The sequence below is a fragment of the Corynebacterium sp. MSK019 genome (assembly GCF_030232425.1).
Taxonomy (GTDB): domain Bacteria; phylum Actinomycetota; class Actinomycetes; order Mycobacteriales; family Mycobacteriaceae; genus Corynebacterium; species Corynebacterium jeikeium_D.
On sequence record NZ_JASPJT010000001.1, the window covers coordinates 260,101 to 280,454 of the forward strand.

General features: G+C 59.0%; 18 protein-coding genes. 11 read left to right on the forward strand and 7 right to left on the reverse strand.

The annotated features are described in order from the left end of the window. Positions 1-8: 8 nt before the first annotated feature. Entirely contained in the window at positions 9-842 is an 834-nt protein-coding gene (locus tag QP982_RS01065; RefSeq protein WP_016421653.1) for a Cof-type HAD-IIB family hydrolase, read from the reverse strand. Positions 843-848: 6 nt separating this feature from the next. After that, positions 849-2,498, reverse strand: a complete 1,650-nt coding sequence (locus QP982_RS01070; protein ID WP_049193146.1) for a 1-acyl-sn-glycerol-3-phosphate acyltransferase — start codon at positions 2,496-2,498, stop codon at positions 849-851. Between the two features lie 429 nt (positions 2,499-2,927). Between QP982_RS01070 and QP982_RS01075 the strand changes: the two genes are divergently transcribed. The 6 genes from QP982_RS01075 to QP982_RS01100 all read left to right on the forward strand — a co-directional run bounded on the left by QP982_RS01075 (position 2,928) and on the right by QP982_RS01100 (position 10,063). Then, the gene (locus QP982_RS01075; protein WP_016421655.1) at positions 2,928-4,664 is read left to right on the forward strand and encodes a glycerol-3-phosphate dehydrogenase/oxidase; all 1,737 of its coding nucleotides are present in this window, start codon (positions 2,928-2,930) and stop codon (positions 4,662-4,664) included. A 260-nt stretch (positions 4,665-4,924) separates the two neighbouring features. Next, positions 4,925-5,674 carry an MIP/aquaporin family protein gene (locus QP982_RS01080; protein WP_187271216.1) on the forward strand — a complete coding sequence of 250 codons (750 nt, stop codon included), beginning with the start codon at positions 4,925-4,927 and terminating at the stop codon, positions 5,672-5,674. Between the two features lie 84 nt (positions 5,675-5,758). After that, the gene (glpK, locus tag QP982_RS01085; protein ID WP_048732791.1) at positions 5,759-7,315 is read left to right on the forward strand and encodes a glycerol kinase GlpK; all 1,557 of its coding nucleotides are present in this window, start codon (positions 5,759-5,761) and stop codon (positions 7,313-7,315) included. Positions 7,316-7,457: 142 nt separating this feature from the next. After that, positions 7,458-8,630, forward strand: coding sequence for an alpha/beta hydrolase (locus QP982_RS01090; protein WP_150960703.1), 1,173 nt, complete (start codon positions 7,458-7,460; stop codon positions 8,628-8,630). Between the two features lie 258 nt (positions 8,631-8,888). Beyond that, complete coding sequence (locus QP982_RS01095) at positions 8,889-9,224, forward strand: PadR family transcriptional regulator (RefSeq protein ID WP_049190945.1); 336 nt, start codon at positions 8,889-8,891, stop codon at positions 9,222-9,224. Next, a complete protein-coding gene (locus QP982_RS01100; protein ID WP_070549939.1) occupies positions 9,221-10,063 on the forward strand; it encodes a DUF5808 domain-containing protein in 843 nt (280 codons plus the stop codon). Before QP982_RS01095 ends, QP982_RS01100 begins: the two co-directional genes overlap by 4 nt. A 334-nt stretch (positions 10,064-10,397) precedes the next feature. On the opposite strand, the gene serS is transcribed toward QP982_RS01100, so the two are convergent. Both serS and QP982_RS01110 read right to left on the reverse strand, forming a co-directional pair. Then, positions 10,398-11,669: a serine--tRNA ligase gene (gene serS / locus QP982_RS01105; RefSeq protein WP_048731242.1), complete on the reverse strand. Its 1,272-nt coding sequence runs from the start codon at positions 11,667-11,669 to the stop codon at positions 10,398-10,400. 47 nt (positions 11,670-11,716) lie between these two features. Next, the gene (locus QP982_RS01110) at positions 11,717-12,367 is read right to left on the reverse strand and encodes a LysE family translocator (RefSeq protein WP_016421665.1); all 651 of its coding nucleotides are present in this window, start codon (positions 12,365-12,367) and stop codon (positions 11,717-11,719) included. A 134-nt stretch (positions 12,368-12,501) separates the two neighbouring features. Between QP982_RS01110 and QP982_RS01115 the strand changes: the two genes are divergently transcribed. From QP982_RS01115 to QP982_RS01125, 3 genes are all read left to right on the forward strand, one after another. Continuing rightward, positions 12,502-13,755, forward strand: a complete 1,254-nt coding sequence (locus QP982_RS01115; protein WP_240593260.1) for a septum formation family protein — start codon at positions 12,502-12,504, stop codon at positions 13,753-13,755. Positions 13,756-13,802: 47 nt separating this feature from the next. Next, positions 13,803-14,147, forward strand: coding sequence for a metallopeptidase family protein (locus QP982_RS01120; RefSeq protein ID WP_038626990.1), 345 nt, complete (start codon positions 13,803-13,805; stop codon positions 14,145-14,147). A 78-nt stretch (positions 14,148-14,225) separates the two neighbouring features. After that, on the forward strand, positions 14,226-14,771 hold the full coding sequence (locus QP982_RS01125; RefSeq protein WP_038627001.1) for a DUF1707 SHOCT-like domain-containing protein: 546 nt from the start codon (positions 14,226-14,228) through the stop codon (positions 14,769-14,771). 34 nt (positions 14,772-14,805) lie between these two features. On the opposite strand, the gene QP982_RS01130 is transcribed toward QP982_RS01125, so the two are convergent. Beyond that, the gene (locus QP982_RS01130; protein ID WP_070549937.1) at positions 14,806-15,597 is read right to left on the reverse strand and encodes a histidine phosphatase family protein; all 792 of its coding nucleotides are present in this window, start codon (positions 15,595-15,597) and stop codon (positions 14,806-14,808) included. 3 nt (positions 15,598-15,600) lie between these two features. After that, positions 15,601-16,536: a prephenate dehydratase gene (pheA, locus tag QP982_RS01135; RefSeq protein WP_005510446.1), complete on the reverse strand. Its 936-nt coding sequence runs from the start codon at positions 16,534-16,536 to the stop codon at positions 15,601-15,603. 33 nt (positions 16,537-16,569) lie between these two features. Here pheA and QP982_RS01140 point away from each other — a divergent pair, with 33 nt between their 5' ends. Further along, positions 16,570-17,958, forward strand: a complete 1,389-nt coding sequence (locus QP982_RS01140) for an amidase (protein WP_070549935.1) — start codon at positions 16,570-16,572, stop codon at positions 17,956-17,958. Here QP982_RS01140 and QP982_RS01145 read toward each other — a convergent pair. Beyond that, the gene (locus tag QP982_RS01145) at positions 17,955-18,764 is read right to left on the reverse strand and encodes a fructosamine kinase family protein (protein WP_284870097.1); all 810 of its coding nucleotides are present in this window, start codon (positions 18,762-18,764) and stop codon (positions 17,955-17,957) included. The two genes, QP982_RS01140 and QP982_RS01145, sit on opposite strands and share 4 nt — an antisense overlap. A gap of 131 nt (positions 18,765-18,895) precedes the next feature. Here QP982_RS01145 and QP982_RS01150 point away from each other — a divergent pair, with 131 nt between their 5' ends. After that, a complete protein-coding gene (locus QP982_RS01150; RefSeq protein WP_246815149.1) occupies positions 18,896-20,299 on the forward strand; it encodes an LCP family protein in 1,404 nt (467 codons plus the stop codon). Positions 20,300-20,354: the final 55 nt, after the last annotated feature.

A 20,354-nucleotide genomic window follows, 5' to 3' on the forward strand; every position in this document is an offset into this window, starting at 1 on the left:
GAGGCTAGCTAGAACCAGCGCTCCAGCACACGAGCAACACCGTCATCATCATTGGTGGCGGTGATTTCGTCTGCAATCTCCTTGACGTTGTCAGCCGCATTGCCCATGGCCACACCCGTGCCCGCCCACGACAGCATCTCGATATCGTTCGGCATGTCACCGAAGCAGACCACATCTTTCGCGGTCGCTCCGACCAGTTCAGACACGTATTCCAGCCCGGCGCGCTTAGTCACGCCCGGCGCGGACACCTCCAACAGCCCGTCCGGCATGGAGTAGGTCACGTGCGCCAAGCTCGCGTCAATTGCGGGAGTGACCAGCTCATATAGCTGGGCACTGTTCACATCTGAGTTTCGCAGCAAGAGTTTCGTCGCGGGTTCTGACAACACGGCCTCTTCAGCAAGCTCACCGTGCTCATCCGATTCCCACGCATGGTCATAGGACGGCGCCACCACAAAAAGCTCATCGATGGCATCATTCGCCGACGTCCCAGCGCGCTCTGCCGCAATGCCGATTCCACCGATGGATCGCGCCGCTTCGCGCGCATGCTTGACGACGTATCGCAGCGTCTCCGGCTTCAGTGTGTTGGCGGCAACCACTTCATCACGGCCGGAGTCGTAAATCACGGCGCCATTGGCACACACGCACAACGGCTGAACCGGCAGCTGCTCGAGCACTGGTTGCAACCACCGAGCCGGCCTTCCCGTGGCCAGCACCAACGGGGTTCCGCGGCGTAGCATTCGCGTGACGGCCTGTCGCAGGCGGGGAGTTACCCGCTCCCGCGAGTCGATGAACGTCCCGTCAATATCCGAAGCTACGAGTAGTGGATGTAGTCTCTCGGTCACTTCGAACTACTTGCCGTCTTCACTGTTGTCATCTTCACCGTCATCGCAGAACCGGTCGTGCAACAACTGCAGCGTTGCGGCTACTCCCCCATGCTCGACCGTGTCGATTACCCAATCCGCGTTCTTCAGCAGGGACCAGTCCGCATCGGCCGTAACTACCGGCATGCCGACACGCTGTGTGGCTTCCTCAAAGTTCGAGCCACCGGCAAAAAGAATCGCGGTTTCTTCCTTGCGAGCCTGCTTGCGCAGCGTGCTAACCACCGCATTTGTGACGTCCAGTTTGCTGGCGCCCTCCGGGAGTTCCACGACCTGCAGGTCAACCGACTCCAAAGCCGATAGATTCGGCTTATCTCCCGGTTCGTGCAGAACAACGATTGTGGCTCCGGCATCGCCGAGCTGCTGCAAGGCCTTCATGTTTTCTTCGCTGATATTGCCCGCGTCGTCGGCAAGCGATGCGGGGTAATCGAAGATGAACGTCTCCGGCTGAGCGGTGATGAGCCTGTTCAAGCGCTGTGGAAGCTTGTCGCGAATCATCATCGACTGGCCGATAAGACGGTAAACGGTCTGCTGCGTCTGTTCGACACCGGAGGCGGAGGCCTTCTCTAGTTGCACGTACGCTTCGCGGAAGGTCACGCGCATCGAATCCGTGGCAGTACGCACGGACTCCTTGCTCTCCTTAGCACCGGCGACAACATCATCAGCCATCTGTTCCACAGACTGACGGAACTGCGCCAACAAGGCGGTCGTCTGTTCCCTTCGGCGAGCAGATTCCGCGCTCATCGTTTGCGAGGCATCGAGGAACTGCTGCCTGGTCTGATCGCCGAACTCACGAGCGCTATCGCCGAATTCACGTGCCGACTCAGCTAGCTTTTCCTTGAATGCGGCCAGATCACCGCGCAAATGACGGATACGCTGACGCTCTTCTTCGACTTTCAGGTCCTCTGCCTGGGCCTCTTCGAAAGTCGGTGCGCCGCCGCCAAGGCGAGCCGGTACCCAGTAGGCGCCCTTCGGCAGGGGACCTTCTTCAGCTGCGTACTCGTCCCAGAGCTGACGGACACCCTGATCCATGATTTCGTGTAGCTTTTCGGTGGCTTCTGCCGGATCGCCCTCCGGGGTCCACGGCGGCAAAACCGTAATATGAATCGGAGTATTGCTGCGGCCGAGATGCTTGGGGTGCCCCTTCGTCCACACGCGCTGGGATCCCACAATCAGCACTGGGATGATGGGCTTGCCGGTGCGCTGCGCCATACGCACCGCACCCGACTTCAGATTCTTGACTTCAAAGCTGCGCGAGATAGTCGACTCCGGAAAGATGCCTACCAACTCGTCGTTTTCCAACTTTGCGCAGGCCTCTTCGAAAGACTTGGAGCCGTCGGTGCGGTCGACCGGAATGTGCTTACAAGCACGCATGATTGGTCCTGCGATCGAATGGTCGAAGACTTCCTTCTTCGCCATAAAACGGACAAAACGGCGGTGCTTGCGGAATGGAAGACCGACATAGGTGAAGTCCATGTATCCGGTGTGGTTAGTAACGAGAACGGCGCCAGAGTCTTTCGGCACGTTTTCCCAGCCCTTAACGGTGAACTTCAAACCTTGGGCAAAGAAGACGGTGCGCGCCAATCCGATAATCGTTAAGTACACAGGATCCTTGAACATGGCCTTTACTCTACAATCTTTCGCACCCCTTAGCGGGGCGATATGTACTGGTATCTGAGACCCATGAATAAATGTCGTTACAGGCCCATATCCATGTGTAAAACCAGGTACATCCCCCTTGCGCGTACTGCGCACCTGTCATACAGTCCCGGTACACCCCATAGTCGCTCTTACCACCCCCGTTATGGGGTGGGCTCCGCTGGTGGGCATTCATTCTAAAAGTAGTAAACCTCTATTAACATACCTATCTACCTGCGGAAAACCAGACAACATTTTGGGGCGGGTTTTCTTGGCTTTTTGACCCATTGTTTATATCTACGTAACCGTAAGTTACCGCTTACAAGTAAGCCGATTTTTGGTAACCTGAGCCGTGAGCCGAGAAATTCTCTTCGACGAAAAATCAACGCCCCCACCGGGAAGGATTGGAAAATGTCGTCCTCTTCATCTCTCGCCCCATCTGCAGTTCTAAATAAGGAACAGCATGAAAAGACCTGGGAGAAATTCGGCACCGAGCAATACGACGTCGTCATTATCGGCGGCGGTTCTGTAGGCGCTGGCGCTGCGCTCGATGCCGCAACCCGTGGTTTGAAGACTGCGGTCATTGAAACTCGTGACTTCGCAGGCGGCACCTCCAGCCGCTCCTCCAAGATGTTCCACGGCGGTCTGCGCTACCTGCAGATGTTGGACTTCCGCCTGGTAGCTGAATCCCTGCGCGAGCGCGAACTGTCCATGTCGCACCTAGCACCGCACCTGGTTAAGCCACTGCGCTTCGTCTTCCCGCTGACCCACCGCGTGTGGGAGCGCCCGTTCATGGCATCGGGCTTCTTCCTTTACGACGTCATGGGTGGCGCCAAGCAGGTTCCGATGCAGAAGCACTACTCCCGCAAGGGCACCCTGAAGCAGGCTCCGGGCCTGAAGGAAGATGCCGTGGTCGGCGGCGTTCGCTACTACGACACCCTGGTTGACGATGCCCGTCACACCATGACTGTCCTGCGCACCGCTGCTCACTTCGGCGCTGACGTCCGCACCTCCACTCAGGTTGTCGACTTCGTGAAGGAAGGCGAGCGCATCGTCGGCGCGAAGCTCCTTGACACCGACACCGGCGCCACCACCACCATCCGCGGCAGCGTTTTCGTCAATGCCACCGGTATTTGGTCCGATGAGATTGAGAAGCTGGCTGGCGTCACGGGCAAGTTCCGCGTCCACACCTCCAAGGGTGTCCACATTGTTATTCCGAAGTCCGCTCTTGAGGGCTCGGTGGCAATGACCTTCGTGACCGAGAAGTCCGTCCTGTTCGTTATCCCGTGGGGTGAATACTGGATTATCGGTACCACCGACACCGACTGGACCATGAATTTGGCCAACCCGGCAGCTACCCGCGCTGACATCGACTACATCCTCGATCACGTCAACGCCAAGGTTCGCCGTCCAATTACTTACGACGACATCGTCGGTGTCTACTCGGGTCTGCGTCCACTGGTGGAAGGCGACTCCGACTCCACCACCAACCTCTCCCGCAACCACGCTGTTGCCCACGTTGCCCCGGGCATGGTTTCCGTCGCAGGCGGTAAGTACACCACCTACCGCGTCATCGGTGCTGACACCATCGACGCTGCAGTCCAGGACGTCCCCCGCAAGGTACCGGAGTCCGTCACTGCAGATGTCCCGCTGCTCGGCGCTGACGGCTACCACGCACTGAACAACCAGAAGCCAGCCCTGGCCAAGCAGTTCGGTATCACCGAGAAGCAGGTCGAGCACCTGCTCAACCGTTACGGCTCCCTCATCTACGAGGTTCTAGCCCCGACGGCCGAGGACAAGTCCCTGCTCGAGCCACTGGAGGCTGCTGAGCAGTACATGCGCGCTGAGGTTCTCTACGCAGTGACTCACGAAGGCGCAATGCACCTCGACGACATCCTGGAGCGCCGCCTGCGTGTCTCCATGGAGTACGCACACCGCGGTGTCGACAGCGCCCGGGCCACCGCTGAACTGGTTGCCCCAGCTCTGGGTTGGGACAAGGACACGATGGAGAAGGAGATCAAGGTCTTCATCGAGCGTGTCGAAGCAACCCTGGCAGCTGAACGTGAGCTGACTGACAAGGCCGCTAACGAGATTGCTGCTCATGCAGTGGAGACTCGCGCGGACGTCGACGTCAGCCTCGACCGCTAGTTTGCCCCCTCCCCTCCCCCCCCCCCCCCCCCGGTGGCCGTACGAGCTAGTTCTTAGATGGCCACCAACGCTGTAGCCACAACGAAATAGCTTTCCCTCTTGGGAAAACGGCTTCGCACTTCAAGGGGCTAATGGGCTCGAAATAAAAGTGCCGGCGAAAAGAATCAGTTCTCGCCGGCATTTCTTATACCCAAAGAATTTACGTTGCACGATTCCTCGTGGCCTTTCCCGGTCACGACGCACAGAGAGTTTCACATCTCATGGAGACAATCACAGGATCCCAGGCATTCCTCTGGGAGTTTTTCGGAACCGCCATTCTAATTCTGCTCGGTAACGGAGTCTGTGCCTCTATCAACCTCCGGACTACTCGCGCAGCAAACGCTGGCTGGATGGGCATCGCCTTCGGTTGGGGTATGGCAGTTTTCGCTGGTGCATCTATTGCCGACGTATCCGGTGGGCACTTGAACCCTGCGGTAACCGTTGCCCTGGCCATCAAGGGCAGCCTGGGATGGGACCTGGTTCCGTACTATGTTGCAGGTCAGCTGTTGGGCGCATTCGTAGGTGCAATCCTGGCATGGGCCGCTTTTAAGCAGCTGTTCGACGCCAATGGTGTCGACGAAAACGGCAACCCAACCAATGCGAATGCCGAAACTGGCGGCAACTTCTTCACCGCGCCGGTTCACCCAAATAACTTTTGGAATGCCGTCACCGAGTTCATCGCGACCTTCGTTCTGCTCGCATTCATCCTGTTCGGCCCAGCCGGCGGCGAACTTGGCCCGCTGACCTACTTCGGTGTCTCGTTCATCATTGTGTCGATTGGTCTTTCCCTTGGTTCCCCGACCGGATACGCCATCAACCCTGTTCGTGACCTCGGCCCGCGTTTGGCCTACGCTTTCGTGCTCCCGATTAAGGGCAAGGGCGATGCGAACTGGGCCTATGCATGGGTTCCGATTGTCGCACCGATGCTGGCAGCCGTGGCTGCAGGCGCTCTTGCCTTTGCCATCGGATAACGGGAATATGAGAGATATCGCACAATAAAATATCGCAAGCCTGAACACTCACATTTACACACAATTTCGCTAGGAGTATCCCCCATGACGCACAGCAAATACGTCCTCGCCATTGACCAGGGAACTACTTCCACCCGCTGCATCATCTTCAACCATGACGCAGAAATCGTCACTGTTGCACAGATGGAACACAAGCAGATTTTCCCGGAAGAGGGCTGGGTCGAGCACGACGCTCAGGAGATTTGGACCAACACTCGTCGAGTAGTCAGCGAAGCTCTCGCCGATGTCGACATTGCTTCCCAGGATATTGATGCCATCGGTATCACCAACCAGCGTGAAACCACTGTCGTCTGGGACAAGAACACTGGTGAACCGGTCTACAATGCCATCGTCTGGCAGGACACCCGCACGAATGAGATCTGCAAGGAACTCATGGGGGATGAAGGCGCTGACCGCTGGCGTGAGACCACGGGCCTACGTATCAACTCCTACCCAGCTGGCCCGAAGGTGCGCTGGATTCTCGACAACGTCGAGGGAGCTCGCGAAAAGGCTGAGGCTGGCGATCTACTCTTCGGCACCATCGATACTTGGCTGCTGTGGAATCTCACCGGTGGTGCAGAGGGCGACAACGGCGAAGACGCAGTTCACGCAACCGACGTCACCAACGCCTCCCGTACTCTCCTGATGGACCTCAAGACCCTCGAGTGGGATGAGGACATTTGCCGTGAAATTGGCATTCCGATGTCGATGCTGCCTGACATCCGACCGTCGGTAGGCGACTTCGGCCGTATCCGCGCCCGCGGTTCTCTTGCGGAGCGACCGATTACTGGCATCCTCGGCGACCAGCAGGCCGCCATGTTCGGCCAGGGCTGCTTCGGCGAGGGCGACACCAAGAACACCTACGGCACTGGGCTGTTCATGCTAATGAATACTGGTGAGAAGCCGAAGTGGTCTGACCACGGACTCATCTCCACCGTCTGCTACCAGGTCGAGGGAGAGAAGCCGGTCTACGCGCTCGAGGGCTCCGTCTCCATGGGCGGTGCACTTGTTCAGTGGTTGCGCGACGAGCTGCAGATGATTCCGAATGCGGCATCCATTGAGAACAAGGCAAAGAGCGTCAAGGATAACGGCGGCGTGTACATCGTGCCGGCCTTCTCCGGTCTTTTTGCTCCTCGTTGGCAGCCGGACGCTCGTGGCGTCATCGTCGGTCTGACCCGTTTCGTCAACCGAAACCACATTGCCCGTGCTGTGCTGGAGGCTGCTGCGTACCAGACCCGCGAGGTCCTCGACGCCATGGTCGCAGAATCCGACACGGACATCACAACGCTGAGCGTTGATGGTGGCATGACCATGAACGAGTTCCTCATGCAGTTCCAGTCCGACATCCTGAATGTCGCTGTCACACGCCCGAACAACATTGAAACCACGGCCCTTGGTGCGGCATACGCTGCGGGCCTTGGCATTGGCTTCTGGTCGAACCTGGATGAGGTCAAGGCTCACATCACGATTGACAAGAAGTGGCGTCCGAAGATGGAGGCCGAAGAGCGCGATCGCCTGTTCCACCAGTGGAACCGTGCCGTTGAACGCACCTACGGTTGGGTCGAGGATACGGATGCTGAGGAGGCACCGAAGCCTGAGTAAGTGCTCGTAAGAGCCGAAAAATAGCCCGGAAAACCTATTCGGTTTTCCGGGCTATTTTTATTATAAATTCAGGGCTTGTTTGTTATAATAAAATTATTATAACTATCATCCACTCCTCGATTGAAAACAGAAAAGAGCAATCATGCGTCACGCATCAATTTTCACTGCGAGTGTGACCACCGCCCTGACTTTGGCCCTGGCCACCCCGGCAGCATCAGCAGCCCCAACGGACTTCATCAAGAACCCACTGGAGCCAACTCCTGACCCGCAGTCCACTGCGATGGTCGAGCTGCCCACCACCCCGGCACCAACCACTACGGTTGACGGACGCCACGTGACGGTCACCGACGGCTACATGACCTCACAGGATGGCAAGGGCACCCAGATTTACTGGAAGTCCAACACCATCCCGAATGCCAAAGCCACTGTCGTCGTCGTGCATGGCGCTGCAGAACACCTGGGTCGCTACGAGTGGGTAACCGGCAAGCTGCTGAACGCCGGCTACAACGTGTACCGCATTGACCACCGTGGGCACGGCCACTCGGGCCAGGTCGAAGGAACCCCAGTTGCCCGTGGCCATATTGATGATTTCCACTCGCTTGTCGATGACCTGCACATGCTCGTCGAAAAGGCCAAGGCGGAGAACCCGAGCACGAAGACCTTCCTGCTCGGCCACTCCATGGGCGGCCTTGCCGTGGACTTCCACGGCATCAAGTACCCGGGCAGTGTCGATGGCATTGTCGCCAACGGTGGTGGCGCTCTTTTCAACCCCTACGGTGGCACAGACGAGGGCGAGACCATCACCCCAGAGGCCATGACCGATGTCCAGCGCGAGGCGCAGCCGACGATTTACCAGCGCCTGCCATTCCAGGACATGACCACATTCAACACTCGCATGCTCAAGGAAGTGCCGAACCGCACCGAGATGCGCGTGCCATCACTACCCGGCAGCGACTTGATTCAGCTTGGCAACCCGCTGGGTTCGAAGACCTCTTCTTCGCAGGCAGTGCGTGATGAGTACGAAACTGATCCGTACAACAACTCCAAGCTCTCGCTCGGCATGGCTCAGCAGATGGCTTTTGCCGCCACCTACAACGGCACCAACTCTGTCGACTTTGTTGAGCCGACCCTGGTCATGATGGGCGGCCAGGATGAGATTGTGCCGCCGTTCTTCTCGCGCGACTGGTACAACGGCATCTCGTCCACCGACAAGCAGCTGATCGAGTTCGAAGGCCAGTTCCACGAGACCTTCAACGAGCCGGCACAGCACGAGGCCATTGCGACGGCTATTGCCTGGCTTGATGCGCGTATCTAATTGAACGCTAAATAGGAACCGAACCGCTTCCTAGCAGTTACGAGTTCTCCATAGAGCTAACCCGGTGGAATGAGGGGCGATTGCCTTCTGGCAATTGCCCCTCATTTTCTTTGCCCTGCCCTCTCCGCGCCGTATAAAGCATGCAGTACTTGGCAATACAAACTACTGTGCGTATAGTTGGTATTACAAGGTACTAGGTATGAAAAGTATTCTGCCTGGGCAGATTCCTCCATACCGCCGGAAAGAAAGCACAACGCTATGCCCAAACGTCCACAGACACAACTGAAGAAAGGGGTACTTGAGCTCGCCATTCTCAAGCTGATTTCTCGCGAAGAGCTCTATGGCGCGGCACTCGTCGCAAAGCTCAACGCCTACCCCCACCTCAGCGCGCCCGCGGGAACCGTCTACCCCCTACTCTCGCGGCTGACCACCAACGGCTTGATTAGCAATCGCTGGGAGGAATCCCCCAAAGGGCCGCCGCGCAAGTACTACTCACTGACAGCCAAAGGAAAGCAAACACTCACGCAACTGCATCAGGACTTCATCGACCTATCCGCCGACATGACCGCACTATTTTCCGAGGAGCCCCAATGAACACCTACCTCACTGCCATTGACCACAAACTGCGCGAAATCGGCATATCGCACGCACAACGCAAGGCGATCATCGCCGAGCAGGAGAGTCTTCTGCAAGAGCTTAACGACGTCCACGCGGACCTGACCGAAGAGCTGGGAACGGCGACCGACTACGCAAATTGCGTAGCCGAACAAGTTGGCGAACCAAACACCTTGCGCAGGTACCTCTCCAAACCGCTTCGGGTATTTACCAAAAGCGGTCGCGCTTCCCTGTGGAACATGGACGACCCGCGGATCCTCCAACCTCACCTGTTGGGTTTTGGCTGGTCTATCAACTGGGCCGCAGTAGCGACCAAGCTGGGGATTGTCCGACCGGACGATATTGACGGTGAGGTTATCTCTGAAATTCCAGCTCGCACACTGCAGGCGACCGCTCTTCTCCCCGCGGCCGTGACGGTTGCGCACGGAGTCGCACTGGCTATGTCCTGGAAGCAGTTGCCTGCAGAAGTCCACACCAAATGGAAGCTAAACGGCGAGGCAGTTCAGAAGACAGCACCGAAGGAAACTCTGCTTCTTCCCTTCGTGGTTTCTACGGTCGGAGCTGGATTTTCAGCTGCTTCGCTGCTCAAGGCAGATGACCGTGAAGACGCGCTGCGCGTTGCGTCCCTAGGCGCGCTCGCAAGCACAATTGCGCCATCTCAGCTGATCGGCATTCTCACGGAAGAAAACTCCAAGCTCAATCCAGCATTTGTGCGAGCTGGCGTTGCCCTCACTTCGGCCGTGGCTTCGTCTGCCTGCCTCGTCCTGCCCCTCCGAGCTGGGCTGAAGGCTGCGTGGAAGAAAGCTGGAGCAGCTTAAATCACGGTGCAGGATACATCAGCAGGTGAAAGACACATCAGCAAAATTGCTGTAATCCCGAATGTTGTACACAACCTCTACCACCTCGAGTGAGGCTATCCCCCTGGTTCAGTTGTGTTTTCGGTTGTGTTTCTACTCTCAACCTTCCTGGTGTTTTTACCTTCTCAATCCCCCAATTAATTTTTTAGCGCAGCTAAACAAGTCACGCCTGAAAAAAGCCACTTCACGACACAGGCGTCACCTCATGCCAGCTGTGGAGGTGGCATGAGGTGACATAGGTGTCGTGAAGTCGCGGATGAACTGGGGCGGGGCCGCACCTGCTTAACCGGCTCGCTTAACCGGCTCGCTTAACCGGCTCGAGAACTTCCTTGCCCATCATGAACGGGCGCAGCGCCTCCGGAATCACCACAGAACCATCGGCCTGCTGGTGGTTTTCCAGAATGGCGACCAGCCAACGCGTCGTGGCCAGCGTGCCATTTAGGGTGGCGCAGTACTGAGACTTGCCATCGGCATCGCGGTAGCGGGTCTTCAAACGACGAGCCTGGAAAGTCGTGCAGTTCGAAGTCGAGGTCAACTCGCGGTAGGTGTTCTGCGTCGGCACCCATGCCTCGGTATCGAACTTGCGGGCAGCCGATGCACCCAGGTCACCACCAGCAACATCGATGATGCGGTACGGAACATCGACCGCGGCCAGCATCTCGCGCTCCATGTTCAGCAGCTTCTGGTGCTCTGCCTCCGCCTGCTCCGGCGGACAGTAGGAGAACATCTCCAGCTTGTCGAACTGGTGTACGCGCAGGATACCGCGGGTGTCCTTGCCGTAAGAGCCCGCTTCACGACGGAAACAGGAAGACCAACCAGCGTAGCGACGCGGCCCCTCCGACAGGTCAATAATCTCGTTGGAGTGGTAGCCGGCCAGCGCGACTTCCGAGGTACCGACCAGGTAGAGGTCATCTTCCTGCAGGTAGTAGATCTCATCGGAGTGCGCACCGAGGAAGCCAGTACCCGACATGGTCTCCGGACGAACCAGCACCGGCGGCACCATCAGCTGGAAGCCATTCTGAGTTGCCTTCTGAGCAGCCAGGTTCATCATGGCCAACTGCAGCATGGCACCGTAACCGGTCAGGAAGTAGAAGCGGGAACCGGAGACCTTGACGCCACGCTCCATATCAATAAGACCCAGCGACTCACCGAGGTCCAGGTGATCTTTGGGCTCAAAGTCGAACTGTGGAATCTCACCGATTTCCTCCAGCACGACAAAGTCATCTTCGCCGCCGGCGGGCGCACCCGTAACGATGTTGCCAATCAGGTACTGCAGGCGCTCGACCTCAGCCTCGGCTTCCTTCTGCTCCGCTTCGGCTGCCTTCACGGCGTCGGAAAGCTCCTTGGCCTTCTCCAGCATGGCCGGGCGCTCTTCCTTCGACGCCTGACCAATCTTCTTGCCGAAGCCCTTCTGCTCTGAACGCAGCGCGTCGGTGGAGGCAATAACCTCACGGCGCTTAGCGTCAGCTTCCAGCAGCTGATCGACCAATGCCGGGTCCTCACCACGGGTGCGCTGGGACTCGCGGGCTACTTCAGGGTTTTCGCGAAGAAATTTGAGATCAATCACGTCCCCTAGAGTACCTGGTTTACGTCGGCAAGCAGGCACAAGGCTTGCTAGAGTGCCGCTTCCGCTCCTGAGGCGACCAGCAGCGCGCCGAGGACGAGGAAGATCACGCCGGCGACAGTGTCAATCCACGGCCCTGCCAGCACCATTCGCTTGACGACGGCATCCGTCGACACCACGATTGCGATAAATAGGAAGAAAGCGATTTGGGAGACGATTAGCACCAACGTACAAAGCACAAGCGTCCCCACGGATGCGCCTGCGGGAATGAACTGTGAAAGCACTGCCGCGAGGAAGAGAACAATCTTCGGGTTCGACATGTTGGTGAAAAAGCCCTGGCGGAACGTCGCCTTCGGCGACCGGAGCGCCTCGCTTCCCAGGGCTGGTGCGGCACCGGCGCGCAGTTCGCGGAGAGTATTGATGCCTGCCTTGGCCATACTGATACCCATGTAAATGAGATAACAGCCACCGACAAGCTGGATTACGCCCATCAGCAAAGGATTGGCGGTGATGACAGCTGCGAACCCAAAAACTGTGAGGGTCATCCAGATAGTGGCGCCAGTACTGATACCCGCAACCGCTGCGATCGCGTGCTTTCGGGATTTGGTGGCAAGGCGCAGGATTAAGAAGACGTCAGGCCCTGGTGAGGCCATACCAATAATGTGGACGCCCAGCAGGCTGAGTAGTGCAGTCCAGGTCAAGACTCGTGTCCTCGGGTAGCGAACAAATACCGGACTATTGTAGTGCCTGAAGTTATTGAGCAAACTCGGACCGCAAACTCGGACAGAGCGTTACCTTGTCCACAGGCTCATTGGCGGTGCACAATGGGGTCACTATGGCTGATGACAATATGAACCAGGATCGCGAGCACGCTGCCGCCACAGACACTGACTCCGGTGCAGGTACTGGCGCAGATGCCAGCGCTGGTGCATCCTCCGCAGCCGGCAACGATGCCAACGCTTCGAATAACTCCCGTGGAAGCTGGGGAATGCGCGCTTTGTCGACGGCAATGCTGGTTGGCGCCGCGGGAATGGCATTCGCGCTGCAAGCGGGAGTCATCGAGCCACCGAGTGGGCCACTTGGGGGCAAGGGTTCGTCGGCAAGCGCGTCATCGTCGACAACGACGACCATCGTCGACAAGGAGACGACGGCGTTCACCAGCGCAACCGCGGGCAACTGTCTGGACTGGAATCTGGCAGAAGATTTGAATGTTTCTGACTTCCGCGTCGTGCCCTGTGAGCAGCCGCACGCTTATGAGGTCGCCAAGAAACTGAATCTCGCCGATTACGAGGAACATCCGGGGCAATACGCCAAAACTGCCAACTACCCGACAGCGGACAATTTGGTGGCTCTGCAAAATGGCGTGTGTCGCAACACTGTGACTGAATACCTGGGCGGCCAGTACGATCCAGACGGTCGATTTATCACGGCGCCGATCATTCCTTCACCTAGCCAGTGGGAAAAGGGTGACCGAACCTTCCTGTGCGGTATCCAGGTCGTCGATGAAGACGGCAACACGGCGCACATGTCCGGTCCTGCGGCCGGGCAGGACCAGTCCCGCGTGTTCGAGGGCGGCCGCTGCGTGACATTGGACGAAAACGGCGCCATCCGCCAGGTGCCGTGCGTGGAAGATCATCTGATGGAGTCGACGGGAGTTGTCAATCTCCGCGACCATTTCGGTGACAACGTCCCCACTGACCAGGAGCAAAATGATGTGCTCGCGGAACAGTGTGTGACTCTCGCGCAGAATTACCTCGGCGGTGACGACCCGCTGTATAACTCCACGCTGCTGCCATTTTGGACATCACTGTCGCAGGAGTCGCTCAATGCCGGCTCGCGCAGTGTGAACTGCTGGTTGATTAAGGACAATGGCCAGGGCGGGTTCTCCACTCTCAACGGCCACGCTAACGAGTCCTTCACTATCGACGGCCAGCCGCCCGTAGCTCCGCCACCGCGCAATCCGCTGCGGGAGGAGCAGGGTGACGCTGGCGCTGGCGCTGGCACAGGTGACGTCGGTGAGGTCGGTGCCGACGGTACTGGCGCAGGAGCAGGCGCTGCGGATAACGCAGTCGCTCCCGCCGGACAATAGAACAATCGGCCAGTAAAACAAGAGGACATTGCGAGGCAGCACCATAAATGGTTGACGTTAGCCCGGAGCGGTTCGATGCACTTGTCGATGAGGCCATCGACCGCATCCCCACGCAGTTTCTCGACCAGCTCGATCAGGTCATCATCCAGGTCCACCCGTATAACCTCGACGAACCCACACTGCTGGGCCTCTACGAGGGCATACCTCTGACCGAGCGTTCTAACAACCACTGGGGTCCGCCTGACCAAATCAGCCTGTATCGCGACATGCTCTGCCGCATCAGCCGCACCGAAGAGGAGCTGGTGGAGCAGATTCGGGTCACTCTCCTGCATGAGATCGGGCATTATTTCGGCCTCGAGGAGGAGGATCTGGACCGACTCGGCTACGGATAAGTTTGTCCCGCCGTGCACGGTCTCGTCCCTCTCGCGATGCTGTCCCCTCCCCTCTTCTTCCCTGTAGCCTTAATAACCATGAGCGACAACTCGAGCGAGAAGCCAGAAATCAGGGTCGGCGACAGGGAGCGCAACGCTGCCATGGAGCGTCTCGGCAATCATTTCGCTGATGGCTACTTGGATGTCGATGAGTTCTCCAAACGCGCCGAAAGTGCTGCTTCCGCTAAAACTCGGGCAGAACTGCAAACTCTCTTCGCGGACCTGCCCGCTGAGGTCTCCCCCGAGAGTTCACAGGGCACCCCGGCTAATCCGCAGCATCAAAGTGTCGATCAAGAGCTGCAAAACCTGATGAAAAAGGGCCGCCAGCTCAACATTGTTGATTCTGCTGCAGGCGTTATCGTATGTGTCACTATCGTTCTGATGTTTTTCACCAATATCGATAACGCGTGGCTCGGCTTCATCGTCGCTGCGGCCGTTGCCCTTATCGGGCGCGCCGCCTTGAACATCAATGATGACGAAGAAGAGCTCCTCAACGAAATCAACGAAGAGGAATCCAAGCGTCGCACGGAACGCCTACGCCTGGCAGCGCAGAAGCGCCGCGAGATTCAGGAAGGCCAGCAGTAACGGTCAGCAGTAACGGTCGCCGTTTCGCTCCCTTCTAGGGCAACTCGCTGTCGCCCCAGCGACGCACATCCCACGCGCGCGGTTCAATGCCAGCACGCTTGCCGACGGCCGCTGCGTTCGGAACCAGCTCAATTCGCTCGGTATTGGCAATGCGGTGTCGCAGTGCGTATTCCGGATCCACCCCGGTCAGATACTGCCCAATCAGACGAATAGCCGCGCCGTGGCTGACAATGACGACATCCTTGCTGCTGCCCTCCCTGGACTCCTTGGATTCACCACCTGTCGCTCCTGCCTGCTCCAGCAGCTGCTGTAGCGTCGGCAGGTATCGGTTCAGCACGTCAGCACCGGATTCACCGCCGGGAAGACGATACTCCAGCTCCCCATTGAGCCACTGGTAGAAGGCGCGCATGTACTCCATGTGCGCATCGCGATCATTGCGCCCCTCAAGGTCGCCGGCCTGAATCTCGTGGAGACCACCCTCATGGCGGATGCGAACGGAAGTCTCTCCCAGGCGGTGCAGACTCGCGACCGCGCCTGCACCAGTTTGGCGTGCACGCAGGGCATGGGATGTGACGATGTCACCGATTCTGTGGACGTCGGGAAGCAAAAGACGTCCCAGACTGCGCGCCTGCCTCACACCGAGGTCGGTGAGCGGTGCGCCCGGCAATGCGGTATCCAGGCGGCGGTTGATGTTGCCGGTGGTCTGCCCGTGGCGGATGAAAATGATGCGCTGGGAATCAACCGGCATGACAGATTCAGGGCGGTCTGGGCGGTCATCGAGGAAAGGCAGCTGTCCAACTGGATTTTCGGGCGCGGCGGGTGTCATGTTTTACCTTCGTCCTTCCTTGAGCGCGTCGACCCATTCAATTGACTGGGAGATATCCGGCGGCGGGGTCATAATGCTGCGGCGACCGCCCTCAGCGACCGGCCAAGATCCCAGATACCGCAGGTCTTCGGCGTATTCGTGCAGTGCCGCGAGAGCCGCCGCAACCTGTGCATCATCAACGTGGCCGTTGCAGTCAATGTAGAAGCGGTAGAGGCCGAAGAGCTCTCGTGTCGGCCGCGACTCGATGCGGGTGAGGTTGACCTGTCGCACTGCGAACTCATTCATGGCGCGCATCAGTGTGCCGGGCTGGTTCGGCAGCGTGAAGGAGACCGAGGTCCGGTCGGCACCGGTGCGCGGCGTCGGCACACCAGGGCGCCCCACCAGCAGGAAACGGGTTCGGGCACCGCGCACGTCGGCGACCTCAGTGGCCAGCGCCTCAAGTCCGAGCAGCTCACCCGCGCGGGCCGGGGCAGCGCAAGCGTCGTGGGTACCCTCGGCGACCTGGTGAGCCGCCGCCGCATTGGAGCTGGCCTGATGAACTTCCACGCCCGGAAGGTTGGCATCCACCCACTGTTTGACCTGCGGATACGCCACAGGATGTGTCGTAAAAGTACGCACCTGTTCCGCCGTCGTACCGGGACGGACCAGGATAGAGAAGACCACCCCGACCTCGGTTTCACGGAAAACCTGCAGCTCCGGCCCAGCAGCGAGGGCATCAAAAGTTGGTGTGACGGGACCGTCCACGCTGCTTTCGATAGCCACGCAGGCAAAGTCCGCTTCCCCTCGGCGCACGGCTCCAAGCGCGGCCGCGGGACTATCCACCGGCACCGCATTGACCGCGGATTCCCCTGCCGGATCAATCTCGCCAGCACGCGCCATGTCCCACAGCGCCTGCTCGGTGAATGTGCCCGCAGGACCCAAATAAGTAACCGTCGTCATAAGCTCAGATTAGAGGGCTTCTACACTTATTGCATGACCTTTTCTTCCGAGATGCCCGCCCGCGCCCTCACTGAAGCCGTGCGCAGTGGCGCAATCTCGGTATCGGAGATCGTTTCGGAATTCGCCACGCTTGCCGACGACGCCGCGACCAATCCCGCCCGTTTCGGTATTGCCACGTCCTTGGCCGAGCACGCTGTCGACCGCGCGCGCAGCCTCACTGCCGAATCCGAACCCGCCCGGCGCGCTAGCCACGGACTCCCGCGTGACCTCCTAGGTCTGCCAGTGGCAATCAAGGACCTATTCACCATCGCTGGTGTCGAATGCACGATGGGCTCGACCAACTTGGCTTTCACCGCCACCGAAACCTCGGAACCCGTGGCGAAACTGCTGGCTCGCGGCGCGGTCCTCACGGCGACAACGCACACCTCCGAGGTCGGGATGACGGCCTACACCGAGCCGATTGGCTACCCGGCCCCAGAAAACCCCTACTTCGCCACGCCCAATCAGCTGTCCAATCAGCCGGATACCACGCCACGCACTCCCGGCGGTTCCTCGGGCGGCAGCGCGGTGGCTGTCGCAACTGGTGTCGTTCCCGCAGCTCTGGGCTCTGACGGCGGCGGTTCTATCCGTGTGCCCGCCGCCTGCTGTGGCCTCGTTGGGTTGAAGCCAGCACACGATATTGCGGGTGGAAATCTCTCCACGCCCGCCTTCCTCACTCGCACAGTTGATGACGCAGCGCTACTGGCCGGAGTGCCCTTTTCCGCAACCTCGCATGCTTTCCGACGGCCCCAGCGTCCCCTTCGCATCGGTGTCACTGTCAGCCCTTTTCATGCTGAGGTGGACGTCGATAAGCGCTGGGCAAACGGTGCGTGGGCGGCGGCTGACCGTCTTGCCGACGCCGGGTACGACGTGGTGGAAGTGCCCAGCCCCTACGATCCGGCAGGTCCGGACGTGTTCGAGATTTTTCGACGGACCATCACGCGAATGGCCACGAAATTGCCGCGCGCGGACTACTCCGAGATTGTGCAGTGGATTCGAGCCTGTGGCCAGGAGATTTCCGCAGCGGAGGCGACGGCGACACATCAGCAGCGGATGGCTCTGCCCGGCGCGATTCGGTCGCGTTGGGAAGTCGATGCGGTGATTACGCCAACGCTGGCGTTTGATCCGCCGCGTATTGGGCATTTCTCTGCGTTGGCGCCGTCGGAGGACTTTGACGAGCAAACCCGGTGGACACCGTGGTTGTCGCTGTGGAATCTGACTGGGTGGGCGAGTGTGTCGGTGCCGATTGCTGTGCCGGGTACGAGCGGTGCCAGCGCCAACACAGTGCACCCCGCCACCAGCGTCAATATCGGTGCGGTGCGCTGCGGCGAGGCAGAGCTACTGGAGATGGCTAGCGTGCTGGAGGCTGCTAACGCCAACTAGCGCACGTACTTCGCCGCCATTGCCGCCGCCTGTCCGGCGTATCCGCCACCAAAAAGCACCGCGTGCATGAGCACGGCGTAGAGCTGATGGAGTTCGCAGCTCTCGGCGAAATCCGGCAGGGGATGTACGGATTCGTAGCCACGCAAGATCTCGTTGAAGTGCGTTGCCCCGAATAGCGCCAGCAGTGCCAGATCTTCCTCGCGGGCTCCGCCGTGCGCTGCGGGGTCAATCAAAATCGCGCCGTCTGCATCCCACATGAGGTTTCCCCACCACAGGTCACCGTGGACACGCGCAGCGTCTGGCTCGTTGTCGAAATCTCCAGCCAAGAGTCGGTCAATGAGCTGGTCAAAGATATCTAGCTGACGGTTATTGTAGGAGTTTTCCAACTTTCCAAGCGTGGGCAGCAGACGTCCTTTCGCCCAGTATTCACCGAAGCTCTCCCGTGGAGTCAGGTCCATCTGTAGTGGCTGATCCAGCGGACCGAAGTAGCCGTGCCCCTCCCACTCATCGGGGCCGGCACCCCAGCCAGCGGCGCCCAGATTGTGGGTAATAGCCAACGATTTTCCAAACTCGTACGCTGCCTGTGGATTCGGCGCCATCGACTCAATTCGACGCAATTTCAGCGCATGCCCGCTCACGCCCAGCACATCCACGACGCGCGCACCACCGTCAGATTCGCCCTCGCGCAGCCAGTCCAGCCCCGCCGCCTCACAGGCGAAGAACCCTCGAGGAACACCATGTCGGCTCTTGACATAAACATCCGACTCGTTGACTGCACGTTCGTAGTTCTGGTTCATTGCGGACATATTTCCAGCATATTCTTCTTCGGTCCCAAACCCTTTCAGCACGTCGCACGCAGGGTAACGCCAGCGCTACCAATACTTGTATTGCTGTCTCGGTTCTCTTAGTGCACTGTCGTTGCCTATTCTTAATTGGTATGGAAGGCAACTTCGACGACTCGCGCATTGCCCGCGACCGATACGGCAGGCCGCTCAAAGATCGCTATGGTCGCCCCATCTACCGCCGTGTGGACGAGGCGTCGCCGAAGCATGCTCGCTCCCGTGCGGCCGATTCGCGTGGCGCTTCACGACGCCCCATCCCTCCCCGCCCGAACCGCCCTTCTCGGGCAGGGGCAGCCCGCCCAGCGCCTATGCCTCCACGCAGGTCTAGGCCGCAACCAGAACGTCGGCAGGCGCCACTGAACGAAACGCGCATTGAGTCCCGTCCACCGATGAACCGGACCGGTAGCGGACGCGCTGGCAGCGATCCGCGGTTTCCTCCACCCGGCTATAACCCGGATGCGGATTTCCAATCTTCCTCGCAGGGTTCGTCGCAGGACTACTACAGTGCCCCACAAACAGCGAGTTCTGGCCGTGGTGGACGCCGCAGCAGTCGTGGCGGAGCCGGTGCCAGGTCGAGCTTCCGCATGCCACGCATGCGGCTGCCACGCTTGCGCTTTAAATCCATCATCCTGGTTGTCGTCATCTTCCTTGTCGCCACGATGGCACTTGTTGACATCCGCCTGACCAGGGTCGACGCGTTCTCAGGTCTGGCAAATCGCCCTGCCAATACGATGTCCTCCAACTGGTTGCTCGTCGGTTCGGACTCTCGTACGGGCTTGTCAGAGGAAGATGCCGCCAAGCTATCGACGGGCAGTGGTGATTTCGGCCAGCGCACAGACACCATCATGATTGCCCACATTCCGGTGTTCGGTAAGCCGAAGTTGGTCAGTATCCCGCGTGACTCCTTCGTGGATATCCCGGGCAATGACAAAAACAAGATCAATGCGGCATTCGCATTTGGTGGCCCCCAGTTGCTCATCGACACCGTAGAGAAAAACACTGGAATTCACATCGACCACTACGCCGAAATTGGCTTTGGCGGTTTCGCCGGTGTCGTCGACGCTGTCGGTGGCATCGAAATGTGCCCTGAAGAAGCCATCGACGACCCGCTGGCAGGCCTGAATATTCAGGCCGGTTGCCAGAAATTCGATGGCGCGAGTGCCCTGGGTTACGTGCGCACGCGTGCTACCGCCCAGGGAGACTTGGACCGCGTAGAGCGGCAGCGTGAATTCATGAGTGCGCTGATGGGACGGCTGAAGTCACCTGCGGTATGGCTCAACCCCTACCGCTGGATTCGCCTGGCCAATGCTGGCACTAAGGCCGTGCTCGTCGGCGATGGTGACCACGTCTGGCATCTGACCTGGCTGATGTTGCGCATGCTCTTCGGTTCCGATTCTCTTACCGTGCCCACCTCAGGCGCCATGGATACCGGTTATGCGGGCAATGTGCTGCTCTGGGACGAAATCGAAGCGCCAACACTTTTTGCGGAGCTGAGATAGCCAAGAGAGTAGCTAAAACTGCTTCAGATAACTTAGAGGCAACTAACGCGTGTGG

Coding starts and splice junctions, on each gene's coding strand:
- QP982_RS01095 (WP_049190945.1), top strand. CDS start 8,889: ATGCCCAAACGTCCACAGACACAACTGAAGAAAGGGGTACTTGAGCTC.
- QP982_RS01145 (WP_284870097.1), bottom strand. CDS start 18,764: ATGTCCGCAATGAACCAGAACTACGAACGTGCAGTCAACGAGTCGGAT.
- QP982_RS01140 (WP_070549935.1), top strand. CDS start 16,570: ATGACCTTTTCTTCCGAGATGCCCGCCCGCGCCCTCACTGAAGCCGTG.
- QP982_RS01130 (WP_070549937.1), bottom strand. CDS start 15,597: ATGACACCCGCCGCGCCCGAAAATCCAGTTGGACAGCTGCCTTTCCTC.
- QP982_RS01100 (WP_070549939.1), top strand. CDS start 9,221: ATGAACACCTACCTCACTGCCATTGACCACAAACTGCGCGAAATCGGC.
- QP982_RS01120 (WP_038626990.1), top strand. CDS start 13,803: ATGGTTGACGTTAGCCCGGAGCGGTTCGATGCACTTGTCGATGAGGCC.
- QP982_RS01090 (WP_150960703.1), top strand. CDS start 7,458: ATGCGTCACGCATCAATTTTCACTGCGAGTGTGACCACCGCCCTGACT.
- QP982_RS01075 (WP_016421655.1), top strand. CDS start 2,928: ATGTCGTCCTCTTCATCTCTCGCCCCATCTGCAGTTCTAAATAAGGAA.
- QP982_RS01080 (WP_187271216.1), top strand. CDS start 4,925: ATGGAGACAATCACAGGATCCCAGGCATTCCTCTGGGAGTTTTTCGGA.
- pheA (WP_005510446.1), bottom strand. CDS start 16,536: ATGACGACGGTTACTTATTTGGGTCCTGCGGGCACATTCACCGAGCAG.
- QP982_RS01070 (WP_049193146.1), bottom strand. CDS start 2,498: ATGTTCAAGGATCCTGTGTACTTAACGATTATCGGATTGGCGCGCACC.
- glpK (WP_048732791.1), top strand. CDS start 5,759: ATGACGCACAGCAAATACGTCCTCGCCATTGACCAGGGAACTACTTCC.
- QP982_RS01125 (WP_038627001.1), top strand. CDS start 14,226: ATGAGCGACAACTCGAGCGAGAAGCCAGAAATCAGGGTCGGCGACAGG.
- QP982_RS01115 (WP_240593260.1), top strand. CDS start 12,502: ATGGCTGATGACAATATGAACCAGGATCGCGAGCACGCTGCCGCCACA.
- QP982_RS01150 (WP_246815149.1), top strand. CDS start 18,896: ATGGAAGGCAACTTCGACGACTCGCGCATTGCCCGCGACCGATACGGC.